13 protein-coding genes are annotated in these 18,172 nt (G+C 56.0%); 10 read left to right on the top strand and 3 right to left on the bottom strand.

What is annotated here, in order from left to right:
- Positions 1–207: 207 nt before the first annotated feature.
- On the top strand, positions 208–885 hold the full coding sequence (nfi, locus tag H8B13_RS08835) for a deoxyribonuclease V (RefSeq protein ID WP_187310446.1): 678 nt from the start codon (positions 208–210) through the stop codon (positions 883–885).
- 148 nt (positions 886–1,033) lie between these two features.
- Here the strand turns inward: nfi and H8B13_RS08830 are convergent, their stop codons facing one another.
- The gene (locus H8B13_RS08830) at positions 1,034–1,954 is read right to left on the bottom strand and encodes a glutamate--tRNA ligase family protein (protein WP_187310445.1); all 921 of its coding nucleotides are present in this window, start codon (positions 1,952–1,954) and stop codon (positions 1,034–1,036) included.
- A 108-nt stretch (positions 1,955–2,062) separates the two neighbouring features.
- Here H8B13_RS08830 and H8B13_RS08825 point away from each other — a divergent pair, with 108 nt between their 5' ends.
- The 4 genes from H8B13_RS08825 (at position 2,063) to H8B13_RS08810 (ending at position 7,835) form a co-directional block, all read left to right on the top strand.
- Positions 2,063–3,118 (top strand): MBL fold metallo-hydrolase, encoded by a 1,056-nt coding sequence (locus H8B13_RS08825; protein ID WP_187310444.1) that lies wholly within the window; start codon positions 2,063–2,065, stop codon positions 3,116–3,118.
- 113 nt (positions 3,119–3,231) lie between these two features.
- Entirely contained in the window at positions 3,232–4,734 is a 1,503-nt protein-coding gene (locus H8B13_RS21535) for an OmpA family protein (protein ID WP_187310443.1), read from the top strand.
- 362 nt (positions 4,735–5,096) lie between these two features.
- The gene (locus H8B13_RS08815; protein ID WP_187310442.1) at positions 5,097–6,344 is read left to right on the top strand and encodes an efflux RND transporter periplasmic adaptor subunit; all 1,248 of its coding nucleotides are present in this window, start codon (positions 5,097–5,099) and stop codon (positions 6,342–6,344) included.
- 6 nt (positions 6,345–6,350) lie between these two features.
- Positions 6,351–7,835: a TolC family protein gene (locus H8B13_RS08810; RefSeq protein WP_261990293.1), complete on the top strand. Its 1,485-nt coding sequence runs from the start codon at positions 6,351–6,353 to the stop codon at positions 7,833–7,835.
- Between the two features lie 190 nt (positions 7,836–8,025).
- Here H8B13_RS08810 and H8B13_RS08805 read toward each other — a convergent pair whose 3' ends face one another.
- On the bottom strand, positions 8,026–8,421 hold the full coding sequence (locus H8B13_RS08805; protein WP_187310441.1) for a YybH family protein: 396 nt from the start codon (positions 8,419–8,421) through the stop codon (positions 8,026–8,028).
- Between the two features lie 410 nt (positions 8,422–8,831).
- Between H8B13_RS08805 and H8B13_RS08800 the strand changes: the two genes are divergently transcribed.
- From H8B13_RS08800 to H8B13_RS08780, 5 genes are all read left to right on the top strand, one after another.
- The gene (locus H8B13_RS08800) at positions 8,832–9,500 is read left to right on the top strand and encodes an ABC transporter ATP-binding protein (protein WP_187310957.1); all 669 of its coding nucleotides are present in this window, start codon (positions 8,832–8,834) and stop codon (positions 9,498–9,500) included.
- Between the two features lie 131 nt (positions 9,501–9,631).
- On the top strand, positions 9,632–10,879 hold the full coding sequence (locus H8B13_RS08795; RefSeq protein WP_187310440.1) for an ABC transporter permease: 1,248 nt from the start codon (positions 9,632–9,634) through the stop codon (positions 10,877–10,879).
- A 26-nt stretch (positions 10,880–10,905) separates the two neighbouring features.
- Entirely contained in the window at positions 10,906–12,102 is a 1,197-nt protein-coding gene (locus H8B13_RS08790; RefSeq protein ID WP_187310439.1) for an ABC transporter permease, read from the top strand.
- A 111-nt stretch (positions 12,103–12,213) separates the two neighbouring features.
- Positions 12,214–13,590 (top strand): sigma-54-dependent transcriptional regulator, encoded by a 1,377-nt coding sequence (locus H8B13_RS08785; RefSeq protein ID WP_187310438.1) that lies wholly within the window; start codon positions 12,214–12,216, stop codon positions 13,588–13,590.
- A gap of 273 nt (positions 13,591–13,863) precedes the next feature.
- On the top strand, positions 13,864–15,165 hold the full coding sequence (locus H8B13_RS08780; RefSeq protein WP_187310437.1) for a sensor histidine kinase: 1,302 nt from the start codon (positions 13,864–13,866) through the stop codon (positions 15,163–15,165).
- Here the strand turns inward: H8B13_RS08780 and H8B13_RS08775 are convergent, their stop codons facing one another.
- Positions 15,166–18,129 carry a DUF2723 domain-containing protein gene (locus H8B13_RS08775; protein WP_187310436.1) on the bottom strand — a complete coding sequence of 988 codons (2,964 nt, stop codon included), beginning with the start codon at positions 18,127–18,129 and terminating at the stop codon, positions 15,166–15,168.
- Positions 18,130–18,172 lie beyond the last annotated feature (43 nt).

Here is an 18,172-nt window from a genome sequence, read left to right as displayed (position 1 = left end):
CTGATTTTCATCAGACTATCTTTCAGCCCCAACCGACTTGCCCCCCGGCTAAGCTAGTTAAATCGGGCTGGGTGCGAATTGATTTAAGCTAACAACCGGGATTTGGCTCATAGTACGCAAAAAAGTTGGCGTTGAAATACCATTCGTCAGCTTTTCCACCGGCCATTCGTAGAAGGGAAATTTGCCCCCCAGCCTCTCTCCCGCTATATGTACCGCCCCTACCACCCGCCCGCCGACCCGATCGTAGTTCGCGACCTGACTCAGCAACAGGAAGAAATGCGCGCCCGCGTCCGAATAGAGCCATTGGCTGCCGAGCCTTCCTTCATTGCCGGCTGCGACTCCTCATTTCCCACACCGGAAACCATTCTTTCGGTGTTTGTGCTGCTGCGTTACCCCTCGCTGGAGTTGGTGGAGAAAGTTTATCATGTAGGCCCCGTAACGGTGCCGTATGTACCTGGATTTCTGGCGTTTCGTGAAGCGCCCAACTTACTGAAAGCCTACGAAAAGCTGCAACAAAAACCCGACGTGATTATGGTAGATGGCCACGGCATTGCGCACAAGCGCCGCATGGGCATTGCCGCTCACCTCGGCGTGCTGCTCGATATACCTACTTTTGGCGTGGCTAAAAGCCTGCTCACCGGCAAATTTGAGGAGCCTGCCCCCACGGCCGGCAGCCGGTCGCCGCTGCTCGACAAAGACGAATTAATTGGGGAAGTGCTGCGCACCAAGGACCGGGTGCTGCCCGTATTCGTAAGTCCCGGCCACCGCTGCGACCAAATCACTGCAACGCGCCTAGCCGTAGCCTGCACCCGCGGCTATAAGCTCCCGGAGCCTACACGCTTGGCAGATCATTGGGCTGAGCAGTTTAAGAAGGAGATTCACTAATTCTCCTTATTAGTCCATCATGCCGAGCGCAGCGAAGCATCCCGCGTGCTGATGCATAATTAGTAATCTTGGGTCAGCACGCAGGATGCTACGCTCGGCATGACGGTCTGAGTTTGATTTGTTATCCAATTTCTGGGTATACGCTTCGCTACTTTTTGCTTTCAACCCCGAAGTCGGTAAACGCTTGCTGCAAAGCGTCCAAAGAGTTACCGGCTGCTTTAGGCAGCGCCAGCAGCTCCGCTACAGTGGCGTAGACTACTCGCGGTGAATTGGTTGCGCCTACTATTCCCCGGTCCAGGGGTTGCTGTTGCGACTTGGACAACTTTTGCCCCCCAGCACCGGAAAGCAAGCTGTGATGTATGAACTGAGCGTGAGCAAAACCGACCGTGGTGGACAACTGAGAAGCTAAAAAAAGCTGCGCGGCGGTGCTGGGCAACAAGTCCTCGCCGCGCACGATGAGCGTAGTGCCTAGGCACAAGTCATCGACTAATGAAGCCACTTGGTAAGCGGGCAAGCCATCTTTTTTGCGCACCACAAAGTCACCCATTGTAGCCGCCAAGTCTACCTGTAGAGGTCCGCGCCACGCATCAACTACAGCAATAGGCGTAGCTGGCACACGCACGCGCCAGGCGCCGCCGGCCGTAGCAAATGTGGCCTGACAGCTGCGGCAGCCATGTTCACCATCCAGTGAGCTGGGGGGCAAATTGCTGGTGCGCGAGCAAGTGCAAGCATAGATCAACCCCGGCTTCGAGCGCAAATTATCAAGCATAGCTTGGTATTCAGCCAGATGATGTAGCTGAGAATACGCCTGCTCAAACTCCTCCGAATCGCGGGGGCCAGTGTCATAATCCAAGCCGAGCCAGCGGATCGTCTGGAAGATATTCTCCAGGTAAGCCGGGCGCAAACGGGCGCGGTCGAGGTCGTCGATGCGCAGGTGCAGACTACCACCGGCTCGCCGTACGAGTAGCCAGGTAAGCACAAAGTTCACGGCGTTGCCCAGGTGCAGATAGCCGCTGGGCGTAGGTGCCAAACGTCCGCGTACGGGTCCATTAAAAGCTACATCAGCCATGTTGGGGGGCAAATTACGCACTTGTCCCAATCTGTAGTGGGTCTGGTGGCCGAACAAAACCTTTGCCGCGCAAGCCGGTAAAACGAGGAGCTTTCTACAACCTCCTCTATGCTGCGTCGCTACTTCTTCTGGGCCTTGGGCCTACTCGTGTTGCTGGCCGGCGGCGGCTTTGTGGCAGGATGCTCCATTTCGGCCCCCAAATACCGCGGCCCCGTTTCCGACCATTTCAATGGTGAAACCTTCCAGAATGCGGGCGGCGTGAAAGCGCAGGAAGGCATGGGACCGTTGCTCAAATGGATGCTCAACCGCGACAAAGGCGAGTGGCCCGAACAGCCCAATTTCCCCCCCGGACCCAAGCCGCCCACCCGCGTCGGCCGCGGGCAGGTGCGCGTCACGTTTGTCAATCATGGTAGCTTCCTATTGCAGTTTGATAGCCTGAACGTGCTGACGGACCCCATTTGGAGTGAGCGCACCAGCCCGTATCAATGGATTGGCCCCAAGCGCCTACGCCCGCCCGGCCTGCGCTTCGACGATTTGCCCCCCATCGACGCCATCGTCATCAGCCACAACCACTACGACCACCTTGACCTAAATACCCTGCGCCGCCTCGCCGCCCGCGACCAGCCACGCATCTTTGTTGGACTGGGAATTAAGGAGTTTCTGGACGAGGAGAAAATTGGCAACGTAACCGAGCTGGATTGGTGGCAAGCTTTGCCGCTCAGTTCCACGGTAAAGCTCACCGCCGTGCCCGCCCAGCACTTTTCCGGCCGCGGCCTGCGCGACCGCGACGCTACCCTGTGGGCAGGCTGGGTGATGAGCGCCGCGCGCGGCAACATCTATTATGCCGGCGACACCGGCTACGGCCCATTTTTCAAGGAAATCGGACAGCGGTTGGGGCCAATTGAGTTAGCCATTCTACCCATTGGCGCCTACCGGCCCGAGTGGTTTATGGCTCCCATTCACATCTCGCCCGCCCAAGCGGTGCAGGCCCACCAGGATTTGGGCGCTCGCCGCAGCATTGCCACCCATTTTGGCACCTTCCAGCTCGCCGACGATGGCCTGACCGAGCCCGTCACGGATTTGCGCAAAGCACTACGCGTCCAGAACCTAGCCGACAGCGTTTTTCTGGTTTTACCCGAAGGCGCTGGCTGGACCATGCAATGATGAATACCCGCTAGACGCATCAAGCTCAACAATTCAACAGGACCGAAACCCATACTCGTTATTGGAAGTATATAGCCTTAATTCAATAAAACTCTCCCTTTTAATTAATTCTTGTGAGATTACTCTCTACTTTATCCAAATTGCTGCTTTCGGGTGCAGCGCTGCTGGCATCGGCCCTTGAGGGTCACACGCAAAGCGCGGACCGCAAAACCGGCATTAGCCTTTACGGCAGCACCCTACAATACCGCGGCGACCTGGGCTCGGAGTGGTTCAAGTCCAATAAGATTGAGTACGGGGGCGGCATCACACTCTCCCGTTACCTGACGCCGGGCATCGACTTGGGTTTGTCGGCTAACTACGGGGACATGAAATTCTCCACCAAAGACCCCTTGCGCCTGCCCATCCGCCGCTTCGACGCGAACGTGACCACGATTGGGGTGCCCGTCAAGTTCAAGCTCAACAACGGCTGGGCGTTGAAAGAGGACGCCATCTTCGCCCCTTATTTGAGCTTAGCGCCGGGCTTGATGATTGCCTCCTCGGATAAGTTCATCAACACGGGCGTGGGCGGAGAGCAGTTCCAGGGCAACAAAGACCATTACGCCGCTTATCTGCACGGTGCAGCCGGTATTGCCCTGAACTTCTCGCCCTCTTTCGGCATCTTCGTGCAGACCGGCCAGATCTACGCCCTAACCAACACGATTGATAACGTGGATGAAGGTGATCTGAATGACCGCTACCTGCAACATTCCGCAGGTGTTACGTTCAACTTCGGCCGAGCCAAGGATGAGGACGGTGATGGCATTGCCGACCGTAAAGACAAGTGCCCTGCCACGCCCAGCGGCGTAGCAGTTGATGCGAATGGCTGCCCAATAGACGGCGACGGTGATGGTGTGCCAGATTATCAGGATAAATGCCCGGCTGAAAAAGGCCTGCCCGCCCTCGAAGGTTGCCCAGATCGGGATGGCGACGGTATCCGCGATGCTGACGACAAATGCCCTGATACGCCTGGCAAAGCCGAAATGCAAGGCTGCCCCGATGCCGACAATGATGGTGTAACCGATGCTGACGACAAGTGCCCCGATACGCCGACTAATGTGAAAGTAGATGCCAATGGCTGCCCGCTCGACACCGACGGCGACGGTGTGCCTGACTTCCAGGACCGCTGCCCCAACTCTGCTGGCCCCGCTACCAACAGAGGCTGCCCAGAGATTAAGGTTGAAACCAAAAAGCGCCTCGAAGCTGCCACCAAGTTCATCCAGTTTGAGCTTAACAAGGCAGTCCTCAAGCCTAGTTCTTACCCTACGCTCGAGGATTTGGTGAAGGTGCTCAACGAGTATCCTGACTATATCCTGAGCATTGCCGGCCACACGGACAGCCAAGGTAGCGACGCCTACAACCTGAAGCTTTCCGACGACCGCGCCGCCGCTGCCCGCACCTATATGCTGACAAAAGGCATTCCTGCGGAGCGAATTGAATCACGTGGCTACGGTGAAAGCAAGCCTATTACCACTAATGCCACCGCAGCTGGCCGCGCCCTCAACCGTCGCGTCGAGTTCGACCTTGTCTTGCCGGAAGAGGCTAACGAAACGCCTAAGCCTGAAGGCGAGCAGAAATAGCCCCCCCAGGTAGTAATTATTAAAAGCGGCAGGCCATATTGGCTTGCCGCTTTTTTGTTGTCCTAAGCTAGCCTTACCTCTCATTGCTCTCATCATCTGTCATCCTGAGGCACGAAGGACCTTCTCACCTCAGAACAAACAACTCTCGCAACGGAGATAAGGCTCTTCGTGCCTTAAGATGACAATACTGTTTAAACTTGTTCACTCATCTTTTCAATACTGAACACTCTGTCCAAAAATGGACACTTTTCTAGGTGTACATATTCATTGCAACCCATGTAAACATATAATAATCAATCAGTTTACTAAATGGCATAGCGCTTGGCTATCTAGGTAGAAAATCATCTCATTTCTATCTAAAAATGGACAGAGCTATTTCTCCCGCCACGCAAAACAAGCGTCTTCGCCGCACCTGGCTGTTGGCCGGACTCGTGGTGCTGGGAGTAGTTGTGGTGCTGGTCGCCTTCCGGGGTGTACTAAAGCCGAGCATCAACCGCCAAGATATTCTCACAACCACAGTCGAGATTGGCGACGTGGAGGCGGCGCTGACAGCCACGGGCTTCGTGATTCCGGGCCGGGAGGCGGTGATTACCAGCCCCATCCAATCGACGGTACGCCGGGTGGCGGTGCCAGTAGGCAGCGCGGTGCAGCCCGGCCAGACGATTCTGGAGCTAGACAAGGAGCTAACCAGCAGCGAACTGGCCAAACTACAGGATGGGCAGCTGCAAAACCGCAATAAAAGCACCCAGCTCAACCTAACGATGGAGCGCACCCTGAACGACCTGCAAAGCCAGGCTCAGGTGCAGCAAGTCAAGATTCGGAGCCAGGAATCGACGCTTCGCGATGAAGAGCACTTGCTGAAAATCGGGAGCGGCACGGCCGAAAGCGTGCGGCAGGCTGAACTAAACCTGCACCTGGCCAAGCTGGAGCTGAAGCGTCTGCAAGATCAGATTCGCAACCAGCGCCAGGCTAACGCCGCCGATACCCGCGAGTTGGGCTTCACCATGCAGATTCAGGACCGCAGCATCACAGAGCTGGCCCGCAAGCTAGGCCAGGCCGACATCAGCGCCCAGCAGCCTGGCGTGCTAACGTGGGTAAACGAGGACATTGGCGCCACCGTGAACCAGGGCGACGTGCTAGCCCGCGTAGCCGACCTGAGCAGCTTCCGGGTGCGCGCCACCATCGCCGATGCCTACGCCGAGGCCCTACACGTGGGCGACCCCGTGATAGTGAGGGTAAACGACACCGACCTGCGTGGCAGCATCAGCGCCGTGAGTCCAGCTGTGGATAAGGGGGTTGTAACGTTTTACGCCAAGCTTGATGATGACCACCACCCCTTGCTGCGCTCCAACCTGCGCGTGGATGTATATGTGGTGACCAAAGCGCACAAAAAGGTCCTGCGTGTCAAAAATGGCCCGTTCTACCAGGGCGGCACCGAGCAGGCAGTATTTGTAGTGCGGGGCGATAAGGCCGAACGCCGCACGGTAACCTTCGGCGACAGCAACTTCGACTTTGTCCAGATAACCAACGGCCTGCAACCCGGCGACGAGATTATCCTGACCGATATGAAGGATCACGCCGAAACCCGCGAGCTAACCATCAAGCGATAACGCGTCATGCTACGCTCAAAAATGCCCCCCAGAGTCCTACGTCACGGTCTGCGCGCCACTTGTGTCGCCTTGCTGATTGCCATTACTCCTGCGGCTCAGGCCCAGCAGCAACTCAGCCTTCCCCAGGTAATTGAGCTGGCCCTCGACCAATCGGCCGTGGCCCAGCAGGCCCAAACGAGCCGCGAAACTAGCTACTGGCGCTGGCGCACCTACCGCGCCGCCTACATGCCCCAGCTGTCGCTGCAAGGTACCATCCCCGATTTCAGCCGGGTTATTGCCCCAGTTATTCAGCCCGACGGCACCACCGACTTTCGGGCCGTGCGCATCAACAATTCCAACCTGGCCGTGACAATGAGCCAGAACATTGGGCTTACTGGGGGGCAAATTTTCGTCAGCTCCGATGTGCAGCGCTTCGATGACTTCGACCGCAAGCAGCGCCGCTATAACACCACGCCCGCCATCATTGGACTTAGCCAACCTATTGGCGGCTACAACCGGCTGTACTGGGCCCGCCGCATTGAGCCGCTCCGCTACGAGGAGTCGCAAAGGCAGTTTGTGGCTCAGCGCGAAAATATTGCCCAGCGCATCACGGAGCTTTATTTTGATGTGTTGCAGCAGCAGGTAAACGCCGAAGTAGCCGGTCAGAACGTGCGCGCCAATGAGGAAATGCTGCGCATGGGCAAGGAGCGCTACCAGCTTGGTCGCCTGTCGCAGAACGACCTACTGCAGCTTGAAGTAAACCTGCTCACGGCTCGGCGCAATCAAGGCCAGGCGGTACTGGATGCCCAAAATGCGGCCCTGGAGCTGCAGAATTACACCAGCATTGGCGGCACTGCGGTTTCCCTGCAAGTGCCTCCCGCTCCGGCCCTGCTCGTGGTAGCGCCTGATAAAGCGCTGAATCTGGCCCGCCAAAACCGCAGCGAAATGCTCACCTACCAGCGCCAGTTGCTGCAAGCCGATAGCAGCGTGGCGGGCGCCAAAGGCACCACCGGTCTGCAAGCCAGCCTGACCGCCAATTTGGGCTACGTAAACCGCGCCGACCGCTTCCTCGACAGCTACCAAGACCCGCTAAATCAGCAGCAGGTGCGGCTGGCTTTCTCGATGCCGCTTGTGGATTGGGGCCGGCAGAAATCCATTATCAAAACCGCCGAGCTGACGCGCCAGCAGGTGCAGCGCAACGTGCAGCAAAGCCAGGCCACCTTTGAGCAAACGGTGCTTTCGCAAGCCGCCCAGTTGGGTACCCTAAGTGAGCAACTAGCCCTGGCCGCCCGCGCCGATACGTTGGCGCAGCGTCGCTACGAAATTGCCCGCGCCACCTACCAGGTCGGCCGCTATAGCCTGACAGATCTGAACATTGCCTTGTCTGAGAAAGACCAGGCCAAGCGTGCCTACATCATTGCGCTACGGGCTGGCTGGGTGGCTTATTACCGCCTGCGCGCCCTGACGCTTTATGATTTTGAGTTGCAACGCCCCTTAGTGGCTACCAAATAACGAGGCGAGCGGCTCCGAACAACCACTCATTCTGTCCTAGAAGACCTAAGGACATGTATTTGAGCCACTGATACACACAGGCGAGTTACGCCACGCATAAAGTAAGGCCCGCGGGGTTGGGTGAGCCTGAGAAACAGTAGCTTCTCAGGTTCACCCAACCCCGCGGGCTTATTAACTGACTAATACTATGCTACTGAGCGGCTGCCGCTATGCTGGTGTTCCAGATATCTTGGTGAAGCCTCCATTTGCCGTCTTGCTCTTTCCAGACTACCAGGTATTTGCCCTGATCCATTTGCTGTCCATCCGAGCCAAACAGCGTGTAGGTCCCAAGTTCAATGGCGGTGTCTTGCAGCTCTTCCACTTCCCGGCTTTTTAGCTTCACTCGCTTAATACCCATATCTATAGCTCCTTGCCAGAAGCTCTGAATACCGGCCGCGCCTTGAATAGGCTCCATACCCGTTGGCAGCAGGCTACCATCGGGAGTGTAAAGGGCAGCAATAGCGGCGGCATCACCCCGTTCAAAACTAGCTTCGAATATGTCATTAGCACGCCGAATTTCGGCGCCGATGCTGGTGGTAGTAGGCATAAGGGTGGAATTAGGGTGAAATTGAATTATAAGTAATATATAAATTATTATAAATAAAAAACAATATGCTACGAAGCTTATCTATTTGCTGATAAACATCAATTTATCACTGCTTGCTAAAAACGCACACGCGTCACCTCATATCCGAACACCTTGTCCATTTCTGGACACTATTTACGAGAGCACGATACCTATTTTACTATACAACATACTGATTTACAATAATATATACTATTGGCACAACGCTTGGCTATTATGGTAAAAGCCGGACATCCAATGACTCATAACCGGACAGTACAGTCTTGATTCTATATCATCTCCGCTACACTTCACCTGCTTTTGCCATGAGCTCCACTGCCACACAGCCTCGTCCCGCTTCACCTTCATCCACTTTTGCTACCGCCCCGCCCATGATTAAGCTCACCGACATTGAGAAAGTGTATCAGACCAAAACCATCGAAACGGTGGCGCTGAACCGCGTGAACCTCAGCATCAACAAGGGTGAGTTTGTGTCGGTGATGGGACCGTCGGGCTGCGGCAAATCCACGCTGCTGAGCATCATTGGGCTGCTAGATGAGCCCACGGGGGGCGTTTTAGAACTGGACGGACGCCCCGTGAAGTCGTACTCCGACAAGGAGTTGGCGCATCTTCGCAACCAGAAAATCGGCTTCGTCTTTCAGAGCTATCATCTGATCAATGACCTCTCGGTGCTCGATAACGTGGAGCTGCCCCTCCTCTACCGCGCCGGCGTGGGGGGCAAAGAGCGGCGCCAGCGGGCCCACGAAGCCCTCGACAAAGTAGGCTTGAGCGCCCGCACCACCCATTTTCCCAGTCAGCTCTCGGGCGGGCAGCGCCAGCGCGTAGCCATTGCCCGCGCCCTGGCGGGCCGCCCCGAAATCATCCTGGCCGACGAGCCTACCGGCAACCTCGACTCGGTGATGGGCGAGGAAATTATGGACTTGCTCCTGACCCTGAACCGCGAGGAAGGCACCACCATCGTGATGGTAACCCACGACGAGCACCAGGCCCTAAAAACGGAGCGCTTGATTCGCTTTTTCGACGGTAGCCAAGTCGGCTAACTCAACTTAAAAGAACGTCATGCAGAGCAGAGCGAAGCATCTCGCGTGTTTAGCGGGATTACTAACACAACCTCAGCACGCGAGATGCTTCGCTCTGCTCTGCATGACCGCCTACTAATATTCTAACAGCCATGCTTCTCTCCTATCTAAAAATCGCCTGGAAGGTCTTGTTGCGGCGCAAGTTCTTCACCTTTATCAGCCTGTTCGGTATCAGCTTTACGCTGATGGTATTGCTGGTGATTGTGGCCATGGCCGACAATGCCCAAGGGGCTCACGCGCCGGAGTCGCGCATTAAGCGCATGGCTTTTATAACGTTTATAAGCCAGCGCTTCAAAGATGGGGGGCAAATGAACACTCCGCCTAGCCCTTACTTTCTGGAAAAGTATGTGCGCCCGATGAAGACGCCCGAGAAAATGTCGTTTTACTCGATGTTTCATGCCACGCCTAGCTACGTCGGCAACAAGAAGCTGGAACTCGACCTGAAGTTTACCGACAATTTCTTCTGGGAGGTCTTCGATTTTAACTTTCTTGAAGGCAAGCCCTACAATGCTAATGACCTGCGCGATGCTAACCGCGTGGTGGTTATTTCGGAAACCACAGCCCGCGAATACTTCGGCGTGGCCAAGGGCGTAGTGGGCCGCACCATTGAAGTAGACCAGAGCAAGTTTCGGGTAATTGGCGTGGTGAGCGACGTGCCAGTGCTTCGTTTCAACTCCTACGCCGAAGTATGGGCCCCCATGACCACTACCAAAGCTGACCTGCGCAACCCAGAGCTGGGGGGCGAATATTTCGCAGCCATACTGGCTCCGGAAGGCACCGACCTAGCAGCCATAGATGCGGAATATCAGCAGGTATTAAAGCACGTTGTCAATCCGAACCCCGAGGTAAAGAGTCTGAACACCCACGCCGACGGCCTGCTGGCCACGTTTACCCGCCAGTTCTTGGGGCAGGGTGAATCAAAATCAGACCAAGTAACTCTCTTCTACTTCATCGTTTTTGGCCTGGCGCTGCTGTTCATGTCGTTGCCAGCGCTGAATCTAGTGAACATCAATTTGAGCCGCATTATGGAGCGCAGCTCCGAAATTGGGGTGCGCAAGGCTTTCGGAGCCACCAGCACTACGCTGGTGGGGCAGTTTCTGATCGAGAATATCTTTCTGACGCTACTGGGCGCAATGGTTGGGCTCTTGCTAGCTTACGGCGCCCTGGAGTTTATCAGCGACTCCAGCTTTATTCCCTACGCTCAACTCACGCTCAACCTGCGCGTGTTTGCCTGGGCTCTGCTGGCCGCCGTGTTTTTTGGAGTGCTGTCGGGCGTGTATCCGGCCTTCAAAATGTCGAGGGTGCAGCCCATTCAAGCCCTGAAAGGCGGCACGAACTAATCGTATTTCTTTAGCCTCATCCTGCCATGATACGTCATCTGTTTACTTTGATCTGGAACCGCAAGCGGTCTAATCTGCTGCTGATTGTAGAAATCCTGCTGTCCTTTTTTGTGCTCTTTGTAGTGAGCAGCTTGCTGGTGTACAACGTGTACAACTATCGCCAGCCCATGGGCTTCGACTCTCAGAATGTATGGGAAATTAACCTCAACCCCGGTGCTGATACTACCGCCTTCAACCAAAAGCTGCAGCTTACCATGCAGCGTTTAAAAGCAGCCAAAGGGGTGGTTGGTGTGACCAAAACGAGCTCAAATACGCCCTTCTCGTTTAGCACGATAAACGGCGCTTATTCTTACAAAGGCAAACAGATGCCTTTTAACGATAACTACGACGCCGACGACGATTTTCGGGACGTGATGAAGCTTAATGTAGTGGAAGGCCGCTGGTTCGACCGGCGCGATGCGGCCAGCACGCGCACACCTATCGTTATCAATACTGCTCTCAAAAACGCTGCGTTTCCCAATGAAAAAGCAGTAGGTCAAATATTTACCGACGAGAAAGGCAAAAAAGAGTGGCAGGTAGTAGGTGTGGTAGACAGCTACCGCGCCGCGAGCGACTTTGCCGAAGATGCACCCATGAGCTTTCGCCGCCGCGCCCTCGATTACGATATGACGAAGAAAGTGTCGACTTACGAGCTACCCGTATTGCTACTGCGCGTGCAGCCCGGCAGCGGCGCCATGCTAGAGCAGCAACTGATCAAGGAAATCAGCAACGTGACCAAGGGCTGGTCGGTGACGGTAAACTCGCTGGAGCAGAGCCGCGTGTCGAAGCTAAAATTCGTGCTGACGCCGCTTATCGTGCTCGGGCTGGTGTGCGGCTTCCTGATTCTGAATGTGGCGCTGGGGCTGTTTGGCGTGCTCTGGTACAACATCAACCAGCGCAAGGCCGAGATTGGTCTGCGCCGGGCGCTGGGAGCTACCGGAGCCGGCATTGGGGGGCAATTTTTGAGCGAAATGCTGGTCGTCACTACGCTGGGCGTGATTCTGGGTCTGGGCCTGGCCGTGCAATTTCCCTTGCTGGGTGTGTTTGGGGTAGCTTCGGGGGTGTACTTGCAGGCCATGTTGCTGGCTACGCTCATCATCTTCGCGCTCACTGCTATCTGCGCCTGGCAGCCCAGCCGCATAGCCGCTGGTATTCAGCCTGCGGTATCCCTGCGCGAAGAGTAAACCCAGAATATGGTTGTGCCCGGCGGATGCCGCGGGCTTCGCAACTTGGGTTTTGATAACCTCGTCGCTTTCAAATTTCCGCCCGAACCTCGTTCTTCGCCTTTCTGCGCTATGATTCTGATTATTGATGACGATGTGGCCGTGCGCACCTCGTTGGGACTGTTGCTGAAGCAGGCTGGCTACCAGACCAAAGGGGTGGCCACGCCGGCGGAGGCGCTGCAAAGCTTGCAGGAGTCGGCGCCCCAGCTGATGCTCATGGATATGAACTTCTCGCTCGATACGAGTGGGCAGGATGGGCTTGCCTTGCTGGGTTTGGTCAAGAAAATTGCCCCCCAGGTGCCGGTTATTCTCATCACGGGCTGGGGTTCCATCTCGTTGGCCGTGGAAGGCATCAAAGCGGGCGCGGCGGAGTTCGTTACGAAGCCCTGGAATAATGACGCCCTGCTTCAAACGATTCGCACGATTCTGAGCTTGCAGGATGCGCCAGCTACAGAGGAAACGCTGAGCCGTCGGGAGTTAGACAAGCGCTACGATTTTGCCAACATCGTCGGCACCGATCCTCAGCTACTGCACTTGTTGCGCAGCGTGGGCCAGGTAGCTGCCACCGATGCTTCTGTGCTTATTGAAGGTGAAAGCGGCACCGGCAAAGAGCTGATTGCGGAGGCCATTCACCGCAACAGTCACCGCCGCGACAAGCCCTTTGTGAAAGTGAATCTGGGGGGCATTTCGGCGTCGTTGTTTGAAAGTGAGATGTTTGGGCACCGTCGGGGGGCTTTTACCGATGCCAAAGCCGACCGCGTGGGCCGCTTCGAGCTGGCCAACAAGGGAACGATCTTCCTGGACGAAATTGGGGAACTGGACCTAAGCAGCCAGGTAAAACTGCTGCGCGTACTCCAAGACCGCACCTACGAAGTACTCGGCGACAGTCGCCCGCGCACCCTCGATATCCGCGTGATTTGCGCCACCAATCGTAATCTGGCTGAGCTGGTGCGCGAGGGCCGCTTCCGCGAAGACTTATTCTACCGTATCAACCTCATCACCGTGCGTTTGCCCGCCCTGCGCGAGCGGCCTGATGATATTCCGCTGCTGGTTAATTTCTTTGTCCAGAACCTGCGCACCACCTACCACCGGCCAGCCCTGCGTATCAGTACGGCCGCTCTGCACTGGCTGCGCACGCTGCCTCTGGCCGGTAATATTCGGGAGCTGAAAAACCTGGTGGAAAGAGCCGTATTAGTAAGCGGCAAAGACGAGCTGGGCCCCGAGGATTTCCAGGCGCATTTTCAAAAAATGCCCCCCAGAAGTACCGAAAGCAACGAACTGCCCCCTGTCGGCACCATGACCCTCGACGAGTTGGAGTCGCAGATGATTCGTAAGTCGATGGAGCACTACAGCGGCAACGTGAGCCGCGTAGCCAAAGCCTTGGGACTAAGCCGGGGCGCCCTGTATCGCCGTCTAGAGAAGTTTGGGATACCCTTTGATGCAGTCTAGTTTTTGCCGCATCGTTATCAGGTATCCTGAACGTCATGCAAATAAGACCGTCATGCAGAACGCAGTGAAGCATCTCGCTCGCTGAAGTGAGGTTAGTAATCCTTCGTCAGCACGCGAGATGCTTCACTGCGTTCTGCATGACGGTCTCATCAACAATGTGTCGGGCTAGCAACTATGCTTAGTCACTCTTGATTGAAGAGGAATACTTCCTGATTGGCCCTTCTTGCTCTGGCTGAAATACTCTAGCTTGGCGTTCGATTTTCTGCTTCTTCTATGACCCTGCGCGTCAAATTCCTCCTCTTTGTTGTCATCATTCACGGAGTTTTGATTGTGCTGGCGGCTCAGTATATCCGCACGAACACGGAGCTATTTCTGGCCACGGAGGTGCTGCTTATCGTTTCTATCGTGCTTACCACGCAGCTGTACCGCGGGTTTGTGCGCCCGTTTCAGCTGATTGCGGCGGGCACGGAGGCCATTCGGGCCAAAGATTTCTCCATGAAATTTGTGCCCGTTGGCCAGCGCGAAATGGACCAGCTCATCGATGTATACAACCACATGATCGACGAGCTGCGCCAGGAACGCGTGGCGCAGCACGAGAAAAGCTTCCTGTTGGAGCGCCTCATTCAGGCCTCGCCAGCAGGCATTCTGATTTTAGATTTCGATGGCAAAATAGAAGCCGCCAACCCGGCCGCCGAACGCTTTCTCGGACAAACTACCCCGGAGCTACTCGGCCAGCGCCCCGCCAACTTGGCCGGCGACTGGGGGGCTTTTTTAAGCCAGCTGAAGCCAAATGAGCCCCAGGTAATTCAGCTTTCGGGGTTGCAGACCTACCGCGCTTCCACGGCTCACTTTCTGGATCGGGGCTTTGTGCGCTATTTTATCTTGCTGGAAGAGCTGACCCAGGCGCTAATCAGGCAGGAGAAACAGGCTTATGAAAAGCTGATTCGGATGATGAGCCACGAAATCAATAACTCCATTGGCGCCATCAACTCCATCCTGCAAAGCTTCCACCACTACGCCCCCCAGCTCGCTCCCTCCGACCGCCCCGATTATTGCGAAGCCCTGGACGTTTCCATTGCCCGCAATACTCACTTGGCCAACTTCATAGCCAGCTTTGCCAATCTCGTGCGTCTGCCTGTACCCACCCGGCGCCCCTGCGACATGCACGAGCTGCTGCACGATATTCACCGCCTCATGCAGGTGCCCAGCGAGCGGCGCCACGTAACCTGGCACTGGGATTTGGCCCCCGAGCCGCTCCGCGCCGACCTCGACGCCCAACAGCTTGAGCAGGTGCTCATCAACATCACCAAAAACGCACTCGAATCCATCGGTGAAAATGGCAACATCACCATTCGCACCCGTTTGCAGCCGCCACTGCTACAAATAGAAGACGACGGCCCCGGCATCGCGCCGGACGTGCAACGCCGCTTGTTCACGCCGTTTTTCAGCACCAAGCGCGACGGCCAAGGCATCGGCCTGACCATGATTCGCGATATTCTGCTCCAACACGGTTTCCGCTTCAGCCTCGAAACCGTGGCAGAGCGCCGGACGGTATTTAGCGTCTGGTTGAATTAATTATCTGCCGCCATACTGCTCCGCCAGCGCTACTACGCGGGCGATGCGCACTTGGTCGCCGGTATCGGCAGCGGCTTGATAGAGGCGTTGCAATGTCATTAGGTTAGTGCCTATTTCCTGCTCAAATAAGGCCTGCTCGTCGTGGGTGCTGTAGTACGCCAAAGCCTGCTGCGTGCGGTTGGTGAGCGTATCCATTATTTCGTCGGCGCGGGGCTTTTCGCCGGCTGCCGCGAGTGGCGCTACCAGCTCGGGCGTGTACAGGTCATAAGGAATCGCAGCATCGGGCATCACCTGTAGGCAGCGCAGCGCTACTTCTTTTGCTTTCCCTAATTCTCCTGCCCGCAGGTAAGCTTGCGCTAGTTGGCCGAATTTGTCGCGGTATTGGGCCAGGGTGCGGCGGTTGATTTCATCATAAAGCACGTCTGGGTTGTCCAGATTACGATACGCGAATTTATTCATCAGCGAATCGTAGGTAAGCTGGCGAGCTACGTAGCCCACACGCTGGGGCTTCGGGTCGGGATTGCGGCAGGGTAAAATGCGGTAAGCCATGCCTTCCAGCTGTAGGTAAGGCTCCAGCCCCATGCCCTCCTGCTGGGCCACGGCATTCGCAAAATACACCGGCCGATTCCAGTCGTTTGTAGCCAGAATATCCAGGATTACCAGTTTGCTTTTATCCATGTACTGCTTGCCCACGCTCCACTCCATACGGTCGACCAGCTGGCTTTCTCTATCCTTGGGAACGATGCCTAGGCGCTTGATTTTATCCTTATCGATGGGCAGATAAAACCGGTCGGAGGGGTACGACAATAGCTCTTGGCCACCTTGCGTCTGGACTTGCAGCAGGGGGCTATTTTGCCGCACCAGCTGCATAAATTCCTGCACATTTACAGCCGGCACTGCCAGATTAGCCACGTAAGGCAGGTAGTCGTTGGTGCCCGATTGGTAGCTGGTTTGGGGCAGCGTCAGGGCTACCGGAGCCGAGTCGTAGCTCTGGCGCCGCAGTTGCCCGATATGCCAATCGGTGGGCAGGTACTGGAGCACGGCAATGCGCACGTCGCGGCGGATGCCTTCCACCTCCTGCGCGTACCAAAGCGGGAAGGTATCGTTGTCGGCGAAGGTGATGAGAATAGCATTGGGGGCGCAGGAATTAAGCAGGTTGTGGGCCGAGTCGGCTGCGCTGTAGCGGCCGGAGCGGTCGTGGTCGTTCCAGCCTTCCACAGCCATAATACCCGGCACCAGCAAGCCCAGCACCATGGCCGTAGCTACCCGTAGGTTGGGCGTGTGCAGCAGATACCGCAGTACTTCGTGCAGTCCCAATACGCCCAAACCAATCCAGATAGCGAAAGCGTAAAACGAGCCAACAAACGCGTAATCTCGCTCCCGCGGCTCGATAGGTGGCTGGTTCAGATACAGCACAAGTGCCACGCCCGTTAGCCCAAACAGCAGCCCCAACACCAAGGCTTTGCGACCGTCGCGGCGTACTTGGTACACTAGGCCCAGACCACCCAACAGCAAAGGCAATAGCAGAAAATTGTTGCGGGCTTTATTGTCAGCCAGGAGTTGTGGAAGACCATTTTTTGTGGCGGTGGGCCACAATGCGCCAGCTTGCTGCACGTCACTTTCACGGCCCATAAAGTTCCAGAGGAAATAGCGCCAGTACATGTGGCCTAGCTGGTATTGCAGCAGAAAGCTCAGATTTTGGGCCATCGTAGGCTTTGCGTCTTCCTGCACATCTACCCATTTCTGATATTCGCTGATGTGGCCTGGACGGTTGCTGTACATGCGAGGCAGTAAGGTTTTATCTTCCGAGGCATACACATTCTCAATGCGCCGCTCGAGGATGACGTATTTATCACCCTGACGCTCGTAGCGCGGCGCGCCTTCTACTTGGGCAATAGGTTGAGCGTTAAACTGCGGACCGTAGAGCAAAGGCCGGTCGCCGTATTGCTCGCGCTTGAGGTAGCTGACGAAGGAGAGCACATCGTCGGGCTTATTTTCATCGATAGTGGGGTTGAAGCCCGAGCGAATCGGCACAATCAGATACGAGGAGTAACCAATCAGAATAAAGACGAAAGCCAACATAGCCGTGTTTAAGATCTGGTTTTGCGTGCGCGCGGCGTAGCGAAAGCCGAACCCAATGAGCGCCGCAAAAACAGCCAGAAAAATTAGCAAACCGGAGTTGAACGGTAGCCCCACGGAGTTCACAAAAAACACTTCGAAGTCGCCGGCCAAGGACGGTAGGCCGGGAATAACACCAACCAAAATGCCCCCCAGAATAGCCCCGCTGACCACCAGGGTCAGCAACCCGCCTTGCCAGGTAGGGTTGGCGCTCCAGCGGAAATAATAAATAAACCCTAGGGCCGGCAGGGCCAGCAAATTGAGCAAATGCACGCCAATAGATAGACCCACCGCGTAGGCAATCAGAATCAGCCACCGATCAGAATTAGGCTCATGAGCGCGGGATTCCCACTTCAACATAGCCCACACCACGAAGGCCGTGCAAAGCGTGGACATGGCGTACACTTCGGCTTCTACAGCGTTGAACCAGAACGTATCAGAGAAGGTGAAGGCCAGCGCACCCACCGCGCCTGCGCTCAGAATCAGCAGCTTTTCATTTGCCAAAAGCTCACGGCTAGGCGCTTGGCCTTGCACCAGTTTGCGCGCCAGCAGCGTGATAGTCCAAAAAAGAAACAGCACCGTAAAGGCGCTGCTCACGGCTGAAACCCCATTAATAAGGCCTGCTACCAGCGTTGCATCACCGAAGGAAAACAAAGAAAACACCCGGCCCAGCAGCAAAAACAGCGGCGCGCCCGGCGGGTGCGGCACCAGCAAATGATGGGCACTGGCAATAAATTCGCTGGTATCCCAGAAGCTGGCTGTCGGCTCCAACGTGAGCACATATACCGTGAGGGCGCTGGCAAATAGCAGCCAGCCAAGCAGGTTATTCGTCCGTTGGAAACTCATAGGCCGTGGGGGGGCTTTTTTTAAGTGAAGGTTTGGGAAAGAT

It is taken from the genome of Hymenobacter sp. BT188, assembly GCF_014333585.1.
Classification (GTDB): domain Bacteria; phylum Bacteroidota; class Bacteroidia; order Cytophagales; family Hymenobacteraceae; genus Hymenobacter.
The sequence above is the reverse complement of the archived record's forward strand: the minus strand, read 5'-3'. Positions and strand labels throughout refer to the sequence as shown.

Excerpts from the sequence above, each read along its gene's own strand:
- nfi (WP_187310446.1), top strand. The coding sequence starts at position 208 with ATGTACCGCCCCTACCACCCGCCCGCCGACCCGATCGTAGTTCGCGAC.
- H8B13_RS08830 (WP_187310445.1), bottom strand. The coding sequence starts at position 1,954 with ATGGCTGATGTAGCTTTTAATGGACCCGTACGCGGACGTTTGGCACCT.
- H8B13_RS08825 (WP_187310444.1), top strand. The coding sequence starts at position 2,063 with ATGCTGCGTCGCTACTTCTTCTGGGCCTTGGGCCTACTCGTGTTGCTG.
- H8B13_RS08815 (WP_187310442.1), top strand. The coding sequence starts at position 5,097 with ATGGACAGAGCTATTTCTCCCGCCACGCAAAACAAGCGTCTTCGCCGC.
- H8B13_RS08810 (WP_261990293.1), top strand. The coding sequence starts at position 6,351 with ATGCTACGCTCAAAAATGCCCCCCAGAGTCCTACGTCACGGTCTGCGC.
- H8B13_RS08805 (WP_187310441.1), bottom strand. The coding sequence starts at position 8,421 with ATGCCTACTACCACCAGCATCGGCGCCGAAATTCGGCGTGCTAATGAC.
- H8B13_RS08800 (WP_187310957.1), top strand. The coding sequence starts at position 8,832 with ATGATTAAGCTCACCGACATTGAGAAAGTGTATCAGACCAAAACCATC.
- H8B13_RS08795 (WP_187310440.1), top strand. The coding sequence starts at position 9,632 with ATGCTTCTCTCCTATCTAAAAATCGCCTGGAAGGTCTTGTTGCGGCGC.
- H8B13_RS08790 (WP_187310439.1), top strand. The coding sequence starts at position 10,906 with ATGATACGTCATCTGTTTACTTTGATCTGGAACCGCAAGCGGTCTAAT.
- H8B13_RS08785 (WP_187310438.1), top strand. The coding sequence starts at position 12,214 with ATGATTCTGATTATTGATGACGATGTGGCCGTGCGCACCTCGTTGGGA.
- H8B13_RS08780 (WP_187310437.1), top strand. The coding sequence starts at position 13,864 with ATGACCCTGCGCGTCAAATTCCTCCTCTTTGTTGTCATCATTCACGGA.
- H8B13_RS08775 (WP_187310436.1), bottom strand. The coding sequence starts at position 18,129 with ATGAGTTTCCAACGGACGAATAACCTGCTTGGCTGGCTGCTATTTGCC.